The sequence below is a fragment of the Candidatus Accumulibacter contiguus genome, from assembly GCF_012940005.1.
Lineage (GTDB): Bacteria > Pseudomonadota > Gammaproteobacteria > Burkholderiales > Rhodocyclaceae > Accumulibacter > Accumulibacter contiguus.
On record NZ_SPMX01000057.1, the window covers coordinates 1 to 15,684 of the forward strand.

The following is a 15,684-nucleotide window of genomic DNA, read 5'->3' on the forward strand; positions in this document are numbered from 1 at the left end:
ATCGTGAAAACCACCTTCCTGGAAATTCGCCCGATCTTCCTGCGCAAGGCCGAGCGTACCAAGGCGCATGTCTTCGTGGCGATGCTCGCGTTGAAGATCACGCGGCGATTTGAAGCCGATCTGCACCGGACCTTCGGCAGCACCGAAGACGACCCCGCCGCCATCACTCCGGACGACGCCCTGGTGGCCCTCGGACGATTGACCTATCTCTACACCACCGACCGCAACGGTCAGCGTCACACGCATCTGCCACGCCCGGACGATCAACAGGCCAAAATCCTCAGCGCCATCGGTCTGTCCTTCCCGCTCAAGGCCAAAGCCGACAAGCTCGCCGCGTAGGCAGGCGCCGCTTTCGCGGCATCGGCTATTTGTTTAACAAAAACAGATACTTAAAGCATAATTGCGCTTGCTGGCTGGAGGAAGATCCGTCAGACGCAGGCGCAGCACCCGATAGAGCAGTGCCAGGAAGCAGATCAAGGCATGCGCCTGGATTCGGTCCGGAAGGCGAGGGAAGACCGGCGCGATTTCGATCTCCGACTTCAGAATTCGGAATCCTCGTTCGATGTCGGCCAGCGCTTGGTAGCGCGTCACGATCTCGGACGGGGGACAATCCGGCACATTGGAAACGAGGATCCACTTCCCGTCCATCAGCCGTGCGCGCTTCAGCGCACGTTCATCGATCGCGTCGGTGAACACCTCGGAGGAGAGATCGACCTTGATGATGTGTGCCAGATGCGCCGCAGCGACCGCTTGGTAGAAACGGGCTGTCGTGCCGGGGTCCGATAGCTTCTTGCCCGGATGGGTCTGACCAGCCTCCTGGGCATCCAGTTGTCCAGTTTGGTATGGAATACACAGTAGCTCAGGTTCTTGCCAGTCCATCCAGAAGCGCCGCAAGCTCCTTCGTTCTTGCCTTGCGCGAGTGTCTCATGGCGAACTCCCTGGAAACGCCCGAATCGACTCCCTCGGACAGCTTCTTGACGAATAACCGAAGTGTACCAGCGATGTTTTCTGCGTCGGCAATATTGGCAATATGGTTCACCCTGGCCTCCGACAGCATACTTGCGGAAATGCCCTCGGGACCAACGAGCCCGAGAATCGGTCGTCCGGAGCGGTAGTATTCGTAAATCTTTGCCGGGATCTGATGGTTGCAGCATGCGCCTTGGAACAACAATAGCCCATCGGCTCGCAGCATTTCCTGAAGTGCCTCATGATAACTGACCACTGGCGCCAGCCTGACGATGTCGTCAATGCCCAGTTCGGCGATCATCGGCTTGTACAATTCGTCGTTGCCGGTTGCCCGAAGGACAACCTGAAGCTTCGAGCCATCAATGTCTCCCGAATGTTTCAGCATTGCCAATGCAGCGAAGAAAGGGCGCGGGTCTCTTTCCGTGGGGTAAAGGATGCCGCTGTGAAGGAGCGTGATCTGCCCAGGCCGTCCCAGGGGAGTGTTTGTGAAACCGGACTCGGCACTGCGGAAGTTGTCTTCGTCGAAGCCGTTTTCGATGACTGCCCAGCGCGATGCCGGAATCTCGGGGTAGCGTTCGGCATACATCTGTCGCGTCGGCTCGGTGGTGAACACCGCCTTTGAGCAGTGATGAACCGTTTCATGTTCGATCTTGCGATGAATTTTCCATGTTCTCGGGTCGCGCGGGTAGCCCGTCTCGGTCATCGAATCGCGAAAGTCTGCGATCCATGGTAGCCTGCTTCGCTTGCACAGGCTGAGCCCGATCAGGTGAGCCGTGACAATGGGGGACGTGGAAAATATGGCTGCAGGGCGGTAACGGCGAATCATTCGCATACCGGTCCAGACGGCCCCAGGCCACCAGCTGACCCAGCGATCGGGCTGCGCCATCCAGCGAAAATACCTGCCTCCGATCGAGAAATGGCGAGAGGTGTCCAGCCCGAAAGCACGTCGAACAATGGCATCCTCCGGGATCTCCTTGAGTTGATGAGGACTGGTCGCGTCGTAGGCCCTGGGAGAGACTGTAAGAACCAGTGGTTCCCAGCCGTACTCGCGAAGGTACGCAGAGAACTTCAATGTCCTCTGTATGCCACTACTGGCCTGGAATGGCGGGAAGTGGTAGGCGATCATGAGTAACTTTCTGTGGTCGGCCATTTGGGGTATTGCGGTTGTCAGAGTCATTTCTGCTGCTCCGGACCCGAGACAGGGGGGTCTTCGCCGTCATCCCGGGTGGCTGTCGCCTGTTCCGCGAGCTCTGGCGCAGCGGTCTCGCCGGCGCTTTCCGGAGCAGGTTTCTGGACAATCGGCACGATCTCGGATGGATTTCCACCAAGCAGGCGATATTGCTCACGCAGCACCCTTGAACCCGGACTATATTCCAGGCCTGATTTCACCAACTGCTTTGCTTCAGCTTTCTTTCCAGCCTTTATCAGAAACTCGGCCCAGTGTGAATAAGCCGGCCAGTATTCAGGCCGCAGGGCTCGGGCCTGGGCAAATGAATTGTTGGCCTCTTTGAAAAGGGACAGGCGCAGTTCCACCTCGCCGGTTCGAGTGAGGATTTCCGGAAGCAGGATGAAATCGCGCGTGGAGTTACGGAGAACGTATTGGTAATCCGCGCGTACGTTGGAGAGCATGGATTTTCTGGTGGCTTCCGGGGTACCGCTGCTCAGGGCGCGCAGCAGGTTGATCTGCCCCCAACAATAATGGTGCATGTGCGAGAACGACTTGCCCATCCGAGCTTCCCAGCTTTTGCTCTCGGGGCTCCCATACACCCAGCTCTGGGTATGGGGGCAGTAAGCCGGAATCAGGCGCATTTCCTCCACTGTGACGTTCTGAGGCTTTTCTGCCAGGGTGGTGGTCGCCGTGCTCATCAGCGCCAGAGCGAGTGCCAGATGTCGCGCGGCGATTCGAGACAGATATTTCCTCGGTTTCGTGTACCTGAACATTCGTGGGATTCCTATGTGCTGTTAGTCCAACTGCTGAATGAAGATCTGTCCTGTCATCGATGGAAGCGATCATGGCTCGAGGGATCATGGGCCAGTTCTTCTAACCGAAAATTCTTCGTGCCAATTGCTCTCCGTGACGCAGGAATGTCGAGGAAAGGCTCGCCTTTCCCGGATATGGATAGGATGGACAAAATGGATAATCCTGCCGCAGTTGGGTATCGATCGTTGGGGCAGGAGATAGCGTACTGACTTCAAATTTGTCCCGGTGTGCCGCCAGGAACGCGCAAAGCGCTTCGAAACGCCTGACCACGATACCGTCGGGCTCACTGCGCCCCTGCCGCAGCATTTCGAAATTGTGGGAAAGGATGACGAAGTGCCTGGTTCCATTGTCGGCCGCGGATTCCAGGGCATTGCGCATTTCAGGGAAGCTGCAGGCACCGAGCTGGGCTGGCCTCGGTTTACCGAAGCCGTCGCGAAAAATCGTCAAAGGCAGGATGCGCACTCCCTCGAATACCTGTGGCCGATAGAAATCCAGGGTGTTCCTAAGGTCAATTCCACAATCCGGATGCACCGCGTTGAGGCTGCTGTCCAGAGTGATCCCACATTGCCGGAGAGCGCGGTAGGTGTCGGTGTTACAGGCAAAGCTCCCAGCCCGGAAGGCAGTCACCTGGTCATGTCCGGCAGCGGCCAGAAGATTGCGGCCGTAGGCCAGCAGGGTGCACTGTTCCTCCAGGGTGTAGTAGGAAAGATGTTGGCGCTTCCGATTCGCTCCAGGAAAGAGCAAGGGACGGATTTCATCGGTCCATTCCGGATGCAAGTGCAACTGGATATCGTGATTCCCGGCACGAATCATGTCAACGATGACGGCCAGGTGCTCGATTCCGAAGCGTCCGGCAAACAGTGGCTCCACGAAAAAAAACCCCCTTGAGCGCATTGCGATCAAGAATCTCGAGAGTTTTGGGCAGCGCATAGTCACCGCTTTGCGAGTGGCCATAGACATAACGGTGGAAACTGTGAGGAAAGCGGACGTCCAGTTCTTCCCAGTTGTTGCACCAGATCTCGATATCGAAGGTCAGATAGACTTTCATGGTCTCATGCATTGCTGTTGATTTGCTGGAGTTCGAAAACGGTTGCTGACTTTGCCGACTCGGGAAGGAGAAATACGTCCGGAAATACCGGTCCGACGACTGGAGGGGCCGAGACTGGTGCGGGCCCCCACTGGTCTGTCGCTCCAGTTCACCGTTCTTTGATCGCGAACAACACTGTCCAGGGAGTTAACACTTGTCCGGCAAAGCGCAGCGGCGGAATCATCCGCGCCATGTTGACGGTCAGCCTCTGCAGCGTCCCCATCTGATCGGTATCAATCAGATCGAAACGATCCAGGCAGCGAAAGCCGCGTGGTTTCAGATAGGCGGAGAGAGAATAGACGCTGAACCAATTCACCGCGGGGTACTTGGCATCGTTGGCGATCTCCGGTCTGGTAGTTACCGCAAGGTGCTCGAACCTGCGCTTCACGAAGCCGGGGTACCAACTGTACATTGGCAAGTCGAACTCCTCCTGAACCGGGCACAGGCAGTTGGTGGTGCTGAGATACAGCAGGCCGCCGGGTTTCAGCACACGTACCGCCTCATTGAGGCAACTTTGCCAGTCGCAGACATGTTCCAGAAGTTCTGGTACCAGGGCGACATCCATTGATTCGTTGGCATAGGGCAGATCTGTCGCTGATCCAATATTGAACTCGATTTCGAACTGTTCCTCGCGCCCTCGTTGCCTGGCCACTTCGATCAGTGACGCGTTGACATCCAGACCATGGACATGGTGTCCCAGTTGCGCCCAGAGGCGGCACTGAGTACCAGCACCACAGCCGATGTCCAATACCTCCAGTCTGCTCGTGCGGCCAGCCGTGGTAGCGAGGAGCGCCAAGGCCTGGTCACGTACCCGGGTGAAACGTTCTATGGTCGCAGGCGAAAGGCTTTGCTGAGAGTAGTAGTCAAAAAAAACCGACGTTGGTCGAATGATCCCATGATCCTGGGGGCTGCGTTTCTCTTCTGTCGGTAGACATTTCTGCGCATTCCTTGAAAGGTGTGTGGCGGGGACGAGGTTACGACTCGAAGGAGCCTGTTCCGAGACGAAACCTTGGCGCTTACGGAGCAATAGGCTCACTATTGTAAGGTGGTCTGCTGAATGCTTTGGTGCAATTTCAAGCCTGCACATGACATTGGCTTGCCAAGTGTGTGCTTGCCGGTCGGTGTTCATTTTTCCCGCAATGGGCGGAAAAAGCCTGCTTGCGGCCAAGCCAGCTTGATCCTTGCGGCGATGGTTTTGACCACCCGACCCAGAACCTCCTTGACCAACAATGTGAAGCCAATGATCGTCCCGGGGTTGTAGGCGATGATTCCCCAGCGCTCGCGGCGGTCACTCATCCACTTCTGCTTGTAACTATCATCGCCGATCAGGTAGTCCACCTCGTGAACGTGATCACAGTCGATAACGTGCTGCATGAGATGTGCGGCAAGAACGGTTCCCGGTGCGTACGATGCGAAACTGTCATCGTACGCCACCTTGTAGATGCTGGCCTTATTGCCGTCTATGAACCAGAGTTGTGCCGCAATCGCGCGGTTTTGCAGCCGAGCAATTCCTAGACGGAGCGTGCCCATGCCAGCAAGCTTCCGGATCAGGGAGGGGACGAAATCCGGATAAGGTTCCGGTTTCTTCCAGCTTGCTGCGTAGACCTGCTGGAACTCGGCGATGGATGGTTCAATGTTCTCGGGCGTCATTACGATTTCAAGCGTTCCACCTGCAGCGGCGAACTTCTTGCAACTGCGACGGATTGAACTGCGCAGGTTGGCACTTCGGCTCTTAAGATAGTCTTGCCAGGTACCCCTCACAGTAAGAAACCAGTTGCCAAAGCAGAAGAACGGAAACGGGATCCAGTCGTTCGCTTTCAGCGCGTTGAACAGGGATTGGTATGCTGGGGTGTCCGGATCCATGGGGGCAAAACGCATCACATGGGCACCTCCATGGTCTCGATCGGCCGCTGCGAGCAGATCGTTCAAATCCAGCAAGTCGGCGTCTTTACTGAGCAGCGGAGCGTAGAGTGAGGTGTAGTAGTTGCTCAGGGATTCGACGCTCTTGACCGGTCCTTTCGCTCTCAACCTTACTGGAAGAAGCACTGCCGGGAATTGCTTCTCGGCAGTGAAGTAGTAACGAATACCCGGATCGCTCGGGAACACATTGCTTTCCAGGAGTTCGAACCAGGCGGCGGACGCTTCCAAACGGTCTGCGCTGGCGAACTCGCCGAGGTGGTACGGTGTATCCTTGAAGTTCCCGATGCGCTTGCAGTCCTTCACTTCGTCTTTCAGCCGGGCGTTTTCTGGCCTTTCAGCCCGGAGCTTCCGAAGATTCCGCCGGAAAGCTCTCAGCACAGAGAATGCAGCAGCGTACAGCGGACCCCTGAAAATCTGAATGTTCTGAAGAGTGCAGGCAAATGTCGCCCATTCCTTCTGATCGCTGGTGGCATTGGTGTAGAACTCGATCGTTTTTCTGGAGGGCATGGAGAATTGTTCCTCGATCAAGCGATAGAGCAGGAGTCGGCCTGGAGCAAAACGCGCCAGGGATTCGTCGTATGCCGTTTTCAGACAGATCAGCAGATGATCGTTTGCAATCACCAGGCGAGAGGATGCCAGATGCGCGCCGAGATGGAGTTCATAGACCGCTGCCTGGTGGCTCAGCGCAAAACGGTGCAGGATTTCCCGATAGAAGGCGCCTTGCGGGTTGCCGATCGAAATTGCAGTCCCTCGCTGTCCTTTCCAGCCAGCGGTTTCCAGTGCGCCGTACCTGCCAATGCAGGCTTCCATGTCTGCCGCCTCAACGAACGCCGCCAGTCCAGTAGGTCCGATCTCGGTCTCCGTGCGCCGGAAGTATCGGGCAAGGTTCCCCTGCAATTTTTTCGGGCGTTCTTGCCAGTAACTACGAAAATCATGATTCTCCTGCCGGATACCGATCGTGCGTGCCTGTGCGAGGACGATCCTGGGCAACGGTAGACGCGAGAAGTCAGGGAGATAGCGTGGATCTACTGCGTACAGTTCAATCGTCCACGCCAGACCCGGCAGTGCGGTCCATAGGGTTTCGAGCAGGCAGGCGTCATCGAGCAGGACGGCGCCTGTTTGTACCTGTGCAGGACGAAATGAGGACCACCGGCCAAAACCACCCGAGCAAAGGATCAGCGCACCCACAATGCCTGCATCCGTCCGGTGAATGCACAACTGTTCGCCACCGTCGCCGAAATGATCCAGCAAAGGTTCAATGAAACGACTGTCGAAAAAAGGGTGGCGATCGTACAGTCTGGCATTCAGGCGGTCCCATTCGTCGGCAAACTGTCGGAAGGCGGTCTTTGCATCATGGATTTCCCATCCCATTACTGAAAGCCTTTCGCGGAAGAACGGTTGAGCGTCTTGTCGAGGGCGGTGATCATCCACTCCAGTTGATTGCTGGTCAGCGCTTGATGGCAAGGCAAATGCAGGAGGTGAAGCCGATAGTCTTGCGAGATCCGGCAATTGGAGTCGGCCATCTCATCCCAGCGCCAGATCGGAACACCGAGATGCTTCAGCCAGTAGAAATGTGGGTCTGGATGGGCGATATACAGTGGGAACATGTATGGCGCAGTGTGTTCCGGCAAGTCAGAAAACAGCGTCTGGCAGTTCGATATGCGGGTGACGGCTTCCAGCCAGCGATGGTAGTTCTCGCGGCGGCGACGCATGTTGTCGGTGATGGAAGACTGGTCGACGATTAGGCGCGAGCAGCGCAGTGATTCCCTATGGGCCAAGGCTCCGGAAAAAAGGGCGGAGGGAGCCGAGCGTTCCTCGATCTCGTCATTGCCGGGGACTACTGGACAGGCACTGAGGGACTCCAGGCGCAAGTCGATCGAAGAGATGTCCCCAATCATGATCCGTGCCGATCGGCTTCTTTCCCAGGCGTGCTTGATGCCGCGCAACTCCTCGACTGGCGTGGCTGGTACGGTTTTCACACGATCGAGCAGGTGATCCTCTGGTGTGTAGAGCAAGCCTCCATCATCGCAAGCGAAGAATTTGTAAGGGCTGGATACGACAAAGTGACCATAGCTGCCGGTACCGGCTGCGCGAAAGTGCTCGGTGAACAGCACATGTGAACAGTCCTCGATCAAAGTGATTTCGCGATTGACGCAGAATGCTTTCAATCGGCTGAAATCCTTGGCGATACCGAAGTAATGCGTCGCCAGCAGCGCCTTGACCGGTTTCTCGATGCTGGCAAGAAGTTTCTCCAGAGCGTCGAGGTCGGGTGATAGATCGGCCTGGAGGCGATAGAGATGGACTTCCGCTTCCAGGGCCATGGCCGGGTCCAGCATGGTTACGCAGTGATACGCTGGAGCCAGCAGAGCACCCTCACGATTCAGACCAGCCAGCCGATAGGCCTCGCCCAGCGCGTATCGCCCGCGCGAGAAATGCCGGAAGTTCCTGCTTGCCCGACGCGGAATCGATCTGCAGAGCCAGGCCGAGGGCGATGGGAGGAGGGGTGTGTTTGGTAAGGGGGATATCCGGGGTTTTGGAAAACCACAGGGTTTCGGGTCAAAGCGTATGAACTTCATCTCTCAGTCGCAGCCATCCCTCGCGCTTTTTGGTCTCTCCTGGGCGCGCAGCCATTGTTCCAGGATGGTCAGGACCCACACCATCTCCCCGTAGTAGCCAGGGTGCTCGGGCAGATGTTCGCTCATCAGCTTCTGAATGAAGTCAGCACGTACGATTCCGCGCGTCGCGAGGGTGCTCAGTGAGTCCTCGACGAGTTGCATCAGGGCCGGGGTGCGTGTCGTCCACACGCCAAAGGGCAGTCCGAAGCCCTTTTTCTTCTTGGTCAGGATTTCGTCGGGAAGGAAACCGCGCAGCGCCTCCTTGAAGAACCAGCGCAGCTTGAAGCGGCGAAGTTTCCAGTCGGGCGGCAGGCCCATCGAGAAATCGGTCAGGCGGTCGGTCAGCAAGGGATAGGCGACCGGGATGCCGGCCATCTGGGTGGCGCCGCGAACTTTCGGCAGGTCGCTGTCGGCCAGCGTGTAGCGCCAGTCGTAAGCGAGCATGCGATTGATCAGGCTCGGCGCCTGACACTCGTTCCAGGTGCCCTGCATGTGCCTGGACGGTTCGCTCGAATCGATCTGGGCGAGAAAATCAGCAGTGAGTACTTTTTCCGGATCGAGTTGCGTGATCAGGTTGAAGCTCTGCAGGCGATCGGGCATCGGAACGCGTGAATGGCGAACATAGCCGGTTGCCTGCCTGAGGCCGGGGATTCGCCGCAAGGGGCTGCCGTCTGTGCAAATTGGCTCGATCAATCGCCTGAGGCGATGCGGCACGCGGTGGTAGAACTCAAACACTTGTTGCGTAGCGTAGCGGGTGTTGCCGCCGAACAGTTCGTCGCCGCCATCGCCGGCCAGCATTTTGGTGCAGCCGTCGGCCTGCGCGATCTTGGCGCAGTAATAGGCCGGCAGCGCCGAGGAGTTGCCGAAGGGCTGATCGTGATGCTGTGCGACCATTGGCATGCTGGCTACCAGGTCGGCCGGTGTCACATAGTATTCATGGTGTTCGCAGCCAAAGTGCCTGGCGGCGAGACGAGCGTATTCCATTTCGTCGTAGCCTTCGGCGTCGAAGCCGATCGAGTAGGCGGGTGCCGCTCTGCCGGTCACTTGGCAGAGCATGCCTGCCACCGTCGAGCTGTCGGTGCCGCCAGACAGGAAGGCGCCGACGCGTTCGTGGCCGGCGACCTCTTCGGCGATGCTGTCGCGGATCAGGTTGCGGAAGGTGTCGCGCGCTGCGGCGAAGGGCTGGCGGTGTTGCTCGTCGAAAAGCAGGGGCCAGTGGCGGGCTTCGTGTACCCCATTCCGGTCGATCAGCACGCCGTGTGCCGCCGGCAGCCGGCACACCTGGCGGAAAATCGTGCGTGGTGCCGGGATCATGTGGAAGTACAGGTAGTCGAAGATCGCCTGCGGGTCGAGTTCGTCGCCACGCCCCTGAACGCAGTCGGCACGATCCGAGAAAGCCAGCGTCTTGCCGTCGGTGCGATAACACAGCGTCTCGATCGCAAAGCGGTCAACGGCCAGGAATACGCAGGCACGCGTCGTATCCACAATCGCCAGAGCGTAGGATCCACGGATGCGCGCGGCGACTTCTGCCCCGCTCTTCCGCCAGGCTTCGAGAAGCGCAGTGGCAAATCCTGCCGATCGCGAAGCGCCGGCGACACTTTCGTCCCGGAAGGAGGGTGAGCCGATCACCACGCATGCGCTATCGGCGTCGCGGGCAACCTCGTCGCCCTGCAGGACAAGCGACTGGATCAGCATGGGCGCAGTGCTGGGATCCAGGAGGCTGGTCAGGTCAAGCTGGCCCGAAAGTCTGTCTTTCATAAAGTGTCTGGTTGATTGCAGGTTGATTGGCGGACGCGATGCTACGCTAAAGCCATGACTTCTACTGTGTGAAATTTCCTTTCAAGCCAACGGTCATGACTTTTTCCAGGCACCTCCGATCATGAAAGTCATGACCGTTTCCCTCTCCCCCCAACCCCTCCCCCCGCGAGGGGGAGGGGAGATTCGTGAGTCGCATACGCGACTTTCACATTAAGATTGCAGGATCAGTACGCGTCTTATATCAGGCATACTTGACAACGAGTGGCAGCCACCAACAGGATCCTGAGCATGAGCAAGCATCGTATCGGTAGCCTTCACACACCTGTCCCCGCTGCCGACTCTGGCGCATTCCGTCTCGGCTGGCTTCTCTATCTCGTCTTCATTGTTTATGGCAGCCTGGTTCCCCTGGATTTCCATGCCCTGCCTCTCGATCAGGCTTGGGCACAGTTCAGACAACTGCCGATGCTGCAGATCGGTGCCGAGGGCCGGGCCGATTGGGTGGCCAACGGAGTCCTTTATGTTCCGGCGGGCTTTCTGACGGTAGTGGTGCTGGGGGGTGGGAAGGGTGGGCTGTGGCGGCGTTTTCCCCGGCTGGCGGGCGCGCCCTCTTCTGCATCGCTCTTGCTCTGGCGGTGGAGTTTACCCAGTTGTTCTTCCCACAGCGAACATTTTCACGGAATGATGTGATTGCCGAGGTGATTGGCAGTCTTGTGGGTATCCTCCTGGCGGCGAACTGGTCCGACTGGTTCAGTCAATTGCTTGCCTCCTGGGTCGGGACGCTCGACCAGTTGCTGGTCCGGGCGTTGCAGGCCTACGCGGTCGGCTATCTGGTATTCAGCCTGTTTCCGTTCGATTTTATGATTTCTGCAGGCGAATTTGCCGGCAAGCTGAATGCGGATGGATGGGGCTGGTTTCTTGCGGGTCAGACCACGGAACGGGGAGCGATCGTGCTGGCTGCCAAGCTGCTGGCCGAAATGCTCGCCGTCGTACCTGTCGGTGTCATGCTCGGGCGCCGCAACCAGTTGCGAGGGCGGTCGGCGACCGGCAATGCGCTGCTCTATGGCGGACTGCTTGGGCTGGCCATCGAGGCCATCCAGTTCCTGATGTTCTCGGGCGTCAGCCAGGGAGCATCGTTGCTGACGCGCATTGGCGGCATGTATCTTGGTGCTCTTTTCTGGCAGGAGCGGCGGCGCTTTCGGGATTTGCCCAACTCCGGCGTCGGCAAACGGCTGGCGCCATGGCTCGGCCTGCTCTACCTGCCAGCCCTGGTCGCCGTCAATGGCTGGTTCGATCATTCGTGGCATGGCCTGGAACTGGCCGGCAAGACGGTTGCAGAGACTCGCTTCCTGCCCTTCTATTACCACTACTACACCACCGAGCAAGCGGCTTTGCTCAGTGTTGCTGCGGTGGCGTTGATGTATGCACCGATCGGAGGACTGGCCTGGTTGCGTCGACTGTCGCCGGCCGTCGCGTTCTGGCTTGCCCTGCTCGTTGCCGGCATGATCGAGACCAGCAAGCTTTTCCTCGCCGGCTTTCACCCGGATCCGACCAATCTGTTGATCGCTGCATTCGCCGCCTGGTCGCTTACGAGCTTGCTCCGGCAATTCTACTCCGCCGTGGCAGATGAAGTGCAGCAACCCGAAGAACGGCCTGTGAAGGTAGCCACGACGACCGCCGAGCCGGCACGGATCGCCGTTTCCTCCTGGTTTTCTCTGGCCGGAACCTTGGCACTTGCGGCCTGGGTAGCCGTTGATTTTCCCATTTACTCACTCCTGCTGGCAGTACTTTTGCTTGCCTATGCCGCGCTGCTCTGGTTTCGACCGCAACTGCTCTGGATGGTCATCCCGGCTGCCCTGCCGCTCCTTGACCTTGCCCCCTGGAGTGGACGCTTCTTCCTCGATGAATTCGATTTCCTGGTCATGGTCAGCCTCGCGCTGGGCTACGTCCGCACGCGCGCTCTCCAGCGAGGCGTGTACCGCGATTGGTGGGCTCTGGCGGTGACCGGACTGCTGGCGTTGACTTTGACTATCTCTGCCCTGCGGGGCGGGCTGCTTCCCTTGTCCTTGCCGGATGTCAACGCCTTCACCAACTACTACAGCCCCTACAATGCCCTGCGGGCCGGCAAGGGTGCTCTGTGGGCACTGCTGCTGTTCGGTTTGATCCGACGCTTCGAGGCCGACGGACGCGATATCCGCGGCTTGTTCGCCGGCGGCATGGTGGTCGGGCTTGCCGGGATCGTTGCTGTCGTGGTCTGGGAGCGCGCCGTTTTTCCCGGATTGTTCAATTTTGCAGATGTCTACCGTGTGACCGGGCCGTTTTCTCAGATGCATACCGGCGGGGCGGACATCGAGGTTTACCTGACCGCCGCTGTGCCTTTTGTCGTGCTGCTGGTAATGATCCGTACGCTTTGGGCCCGGCTCGTCGGTATCCTGCTTTTCCCCGCTGCGACCTACGCGCTAATGGTGACCTTCTCCCGCGCCGGCTATGCTGGCTATGGCATTGCCCTGGCAGGTGCCTGTCTGGTGATCCTGCTGTCGCCGCGCAAGGGACCCGAGCCGGGTGCGCCGCCAGTCCATGCAAACCACGCCAAGGGGCTTGGAGTCTTCGCGCTGAGTCGCTGGGCGCTGCCGGTGGGTTTGCTTGCGCTGGCAGTGGTGGTGGCGCTACCGATCTACAGCGGTTCGTTTGCCCAGGAGCGCCTCTCCCAGGTGCGTGCGGACCTGGCGGTTCGACAGGCCCACTGGGCAGATACCTTGGCCATGCGCGACTCCGGACTGGCTTCTACGCTGTTCGGCATGGGGTTTGGCCGCTTTCCGGAAAGGCACTACTGGCGCAGCAGCGAACCCAGGGCGGCAAGCTACCGCCTGGAAAGCGAGGCCGGCAATGTCTTCCTGCGGCTTGGTGCCGGCCTGTCGCTGTATATGGAGCAGTTGGTCACGGTGCAGCCGCATCGGGACTACGTGCTGCACTTGGCGCTGCGAAGTTCTCAACCGGTGACGCTCTCGGCATCCCTGTGCGAGAAATGGCTGCTCACTTCCGGGCGCTGCGTATTCGGTACTGCGGCCAGCGAGGGAAGACAATGGGAGGAACACCAAATTCGTTTGGCCAGCGGCGAGGTCGGTGCTGGATCGGGGCTGTTGCACGCACCGGTCAAGTTGTCCCTGCAAAACACCTCTGCGGCCAGCCTGGACCTCGACAACGTACGCCTGCTGAACGAGGATGGCGCAGATCTGACGGATAACGGTGGCTTTTCTCGTGCTCTGGATCGCTGGTTTTTCAGTGTTGACGATGACTTGCCCTGGCATGTGTGGAGCATGCCGGTGGCCATTCTGTTCGAGCAGGGCGTGATCGGCCTGTTGGCATTTGCGGTCATGTTGTTGCTGGGAGTCTGGCGGACCGGGCGTCGGGCTCGACAAGGCGACATCATGGCCGGGTGCTTTCTGGCATCACTGCTTGGGGTATTGTTCATCGGCAGTGTCGATAGCATCATAGACTCCCCGCGCTTCCTGTTGCTCTTGCTCTTGCTTTGTCGAGTCGGATGGATGTGGAGCGAGACCGTCGGAGTGCCGGCAATGCGCTTATCGACTCCGCAAACCAGTCGTTATTAAGGGGGCTCCTATCCTTGCAGCCATTTTTTTCTTCAAGCAGAGAGGGGATATCGCTTCTGCGTCTATCACCCGACAGTCAACCGTGCAGCGCGTGGCGCGATCATTTATGTGCATCCATTTGCCGAGGAAATGAACAAATCTCGCCGTATGGCCGCCCTGCAGGCGAGGGAAATGGCCAAACTTGGCTACGATGTCCTGCAGATCGATCTGCTGGGCTGTGGAGATAGCTCCGGGGATTTCGCAGAAGCCGGCTGGCGAGACTGGCAAGACGATGTTCATAGGGCCTGTCGTTGGCTGCGCACCAGGAGCGATGCGCCTTTGATCCTCTGGGGCTTGCGTGCTGGCTGTCTGCTGGCGGCGAGTGCGGCAGTCACGCTCAAGGAAGCAGCCAATTTCATTTATTGGCAGCCGGTGGTCTCCGGAAAACAACATTGGCAACAGTTCATACGCCTGAAGATGGCCTCAGAGCTGGCTTCAGGGCAGGCGAAAACCGTCTCCGAGCAATTGCGGCGGCAATTGTCGAACGGCCAGTCTGTTGAAATCGCCGGCTATACCTTTTCTCCGGCGCTTGTCGAGAGTCTGGAGGCTGCGGAGCTCAACCCTCCCATCGATCTGGGCGGACGCGTAGCGTGGCTGGAACTCTCGACTCGCGAGGGTGCAAGCCCTTCTCCGGTTTCCAGGAAATGCATCGGGCAATGGGAAGCGGCGGGTGGGTACAGACTGGATGCCCGGATGATTCATGGCCCAGGCTTCTGGCAGAGCAGCGAAATCGAAGATGCACCCGAACTGATCGAGGCGACGGTAGCGGTACTGGAGTCCTGGCAATGAATTACACAGAACAGGTCTTGCTCTTCTCTTGTGCCGGCGAGAGCCTGGTCGGCATCGTTGCCTCTCCTGCCGGGGAGCCCGCAAGGAAAGGGGTGCTCATTATTGTGGGTGGACCGCAATATCGCGTCGGTAGCCATCGCCAGTTCGTGCTCTTGTCGCGTACTTTGGCGGAGGCTGGCTTCCCGGTGATGCGTTTCGACTGCCGGGGAATGGGTGACAGCACCGGTGGGATTCGCGATTTCGAGCACATCAATGCGGATATTGCTGCGGCAATCGATGCCTTTGGCACTTCCTGTCCTCAGCTTGAGCAGATTGTCCTCTGGGGATTGTGCGATGCGGCGTCGGCTAGCCTGTTGTATTGGGATGCGACGCAGGATGCGCGGGTGACCGGGGTGGTGATGCTCAACCCGTGGGTCCGTACCGAGGCTGGACTGGCCAAGACCCACCTCAAGCACTACTACGGTCAACGGCTCCTGCAGGCAGACTTCTGGCGTAAGTTGCTCACGGGAAACCTTGGATTGGGCCGGTCACTCAAGGATCTCATGGCCAACATTCGAAGCGCAGGTCAGAACAGTCGCTCGACAAGCAGCGATCAGATGCTTCCATTCCAGAAAAGAATGGCACGTGGCCTCGAGAGCTTTGGCGGTGCTGCATTACTGATCCTCAGTGGCAACGATTTGACTGCGAAGGAATTTTCCGAGGCCTTGAAAACCGATCGCGCCTGGCATGCATCCTTGCAGCGCGGGCATGTGGCATTCGTGGATATCGAGGACGCCGACCACACCTTTTCATCGGCAGTCTGGCGCAATTCGGTGGCCACTGCGGTTACGGATTGGCTCCAGAAAGTGGAATCCGGGGCCGGGCCTCCACGAAGCGCTTGGTCGCGCGCTCCATAAGGGAATTCCCGGCCCTCCCGAAGGG

Annotated in this window: 9 protein-coding genes and 4 pseudogenes; 6 read left to right on the forward strand and 7 right to left on the reverse strand. The window is 58.6% G+C overall.

Annotated features, from left to right (window positions below):
• A pseudogene (locus tag E4Q08_RS17425) lies at positions 1 to 339 on the forward strand (IS1634 family transposase); the annotation flags it as partial.
• A 90-nt stretch (positions 340 to 429) separates the two neighbouring features.
• Here the strand turns inward: E4Q08_RS17425 and E4Q08_RS17430 are convergent.
• The 3 genes and pseudogenes from E4Q08_RS17430 to E4Q08_RS17440 form a co-directional block, all read right to left on the reverse strand.
• A pseudogene (locus tag E4Q08_RS17430) lies at positions 430 to 834 on the reverse strand (IS1634 family transposase); the annotation flags it as partial.
• Between the two features lie 25 nt (positions 835 to 859).
• Positions 860 to 2,143 (reverse strand): glycosyltransferase, encoded by a 1,284-nt coding sequence (locus E4Q08_RS17435; RefSeq protein WP_308240163.1) that lies wholly within the window; start codon positions 2,141 to 2,143, stop codon positions 860 to 862.
• On the reverse strand, positions 2,140 to 2,832 hold the full coding sequence (locus E4Q08_RS17440) for a tetratricopeptide repeat protein (RefSeq protein WP_169071299.1): 693 nt from the start codon (positions 2,830 to 2,832) through the stop codon (positions 2,140 to 2,142). Before E4Q08_RS17440 ends, E4Q08_RS17435 begins: the two co-directional genes overlap by 4 nt.
• A gap of 340 nt (positions 2,833 to 3,172) precedes the next feature.
• Between E4Q08_RS17440 and E4Q08_RS17445 the strand changes: the two genes are divergently transcribed.
• Entirely contained in the window at positions 3,173 to 3,835 is a 663-nt protein-coding gene (locus E4Q08_RS17445) for a hypothetical protein (RefSeq protein WP_169071300.1), read from the forward strand.
• A 308-nt stretch (positions 3,836 to 4,143) separates the two neighbouring features.
• On the opposite strand, the gene E4Q08_RS17450 is transcribed toward E4Q08_RS17445, so the two are convergent.
• The 4 genes and pseudogenes from E4Q08_RS17450 to E4Q08_RS17460 form a co-directional block, all read right to left on the reverse strand.
• Positions 4,144 to 5,163, reverse strand: coding sequence for a class I SAM-dependent methyltransferase (locus E4Q08_RS17450; RefSeq protein WP_169071301.1), 1,020 nt, complete (start codon positions 5,161 to 5,163; stop codon positions 4,144 to 4,146).
• Positions 5,160 to 7,463, reverse strand: coding sequence for a GNAT family N-acetyltransferase (locus tag E4Q08_RS17455; protein WP_169071302.1), 2,304 nt, complete (start codon positions 7,461 to 7,463; stop codon positions 5,160 to 5,162). Before E4Q08_RS17455 ends, E4Q08_RS17450 begins: the two co-directional genes overlap by 4 nt.
• A 452-nt stretch (positions 7,464 to 7,915) precedes the next feature.
• Positions 7,916 to 8,530 (reverse strand): annotated as a pseudogene (locus E4Q08_RS24980) (DegT/DnrJ/EryC1/StrS family aminotransferase); the annotation flags it as partial.
• A gap of 3 nt (positions 8,531 to 8,533) precedes the next feature.
• Entirely contained in the window at positions 8,534 to 10,327 is a 1,794-nt protein-coding gene (locus E4Q08_RS17460) for an asparagine synthetase B family protein (RefSeq protein WP_169071303.1), read from the reverse strand.
• 288 nt (positions 10,328 to 10,615) lie between these two features.
• Between E4Q08_RS17460 and E4Q08_RS17465 the strand changes: the two genes are divergently transcribed.
• From E4Q08_RS17465 to E4Q08_RS17480, 4 genes and pseudogenes are all read left to right on the forward strand, one after another.
• Positions 10,616 to 11,014 (forward strand): hypothetical protein, encoded by a 399-nt coding sequence (locus E4Q08_RS17465; protein ID WP_169071304.1) that lies wholly within the window; start codon positions 10,616 to 10,618, stop codon positions 11,012 to 11,014.
• Complete coding sequence (locus E4Q08_RS17470; protein ID WP_372703787.1) at positions 10,960 to 13,935, forward strand: VanZ family protein; 2,976 nt, start codon at positions 10,960 to 10,962, stop codon at positions 13,933 to 13,935. The genes E4Q08_RS17465 and E4Q08_RS17470 overlap by 55 nt, the downstream gene beginning before the upstream one ends.
• Before the next feature lie 81 nt (positions 13,936 to 14,016).
• Positions 14,017 to 14,763, forward strand: a pseudogene (locus tag E4Q08_RS17475) (hydrolase 2, exosortase A system-associated); the annotation flags it as partial.
• Positions 14,760 to 15,659 carry a hydrolase 1, exosortase A system-associated gene (locus E4Q08_RS17480; RefSeq protein ID WP_169071306.1) on the forward strand — a complete coding sequence of 300 codons (900 nt, stop codon included), beginning with the start codon at positions 14,760 to 14,762 and terminating at the stop codon, positions 15,657 to 15,659. The pseudogene E4Q08_RS17475 and the gene E4Q08_RS17480, both read left to right, overlap by 4 nt.
• Positions 15,660 to 15,684 lie beyond the last annotated feature (25 nt).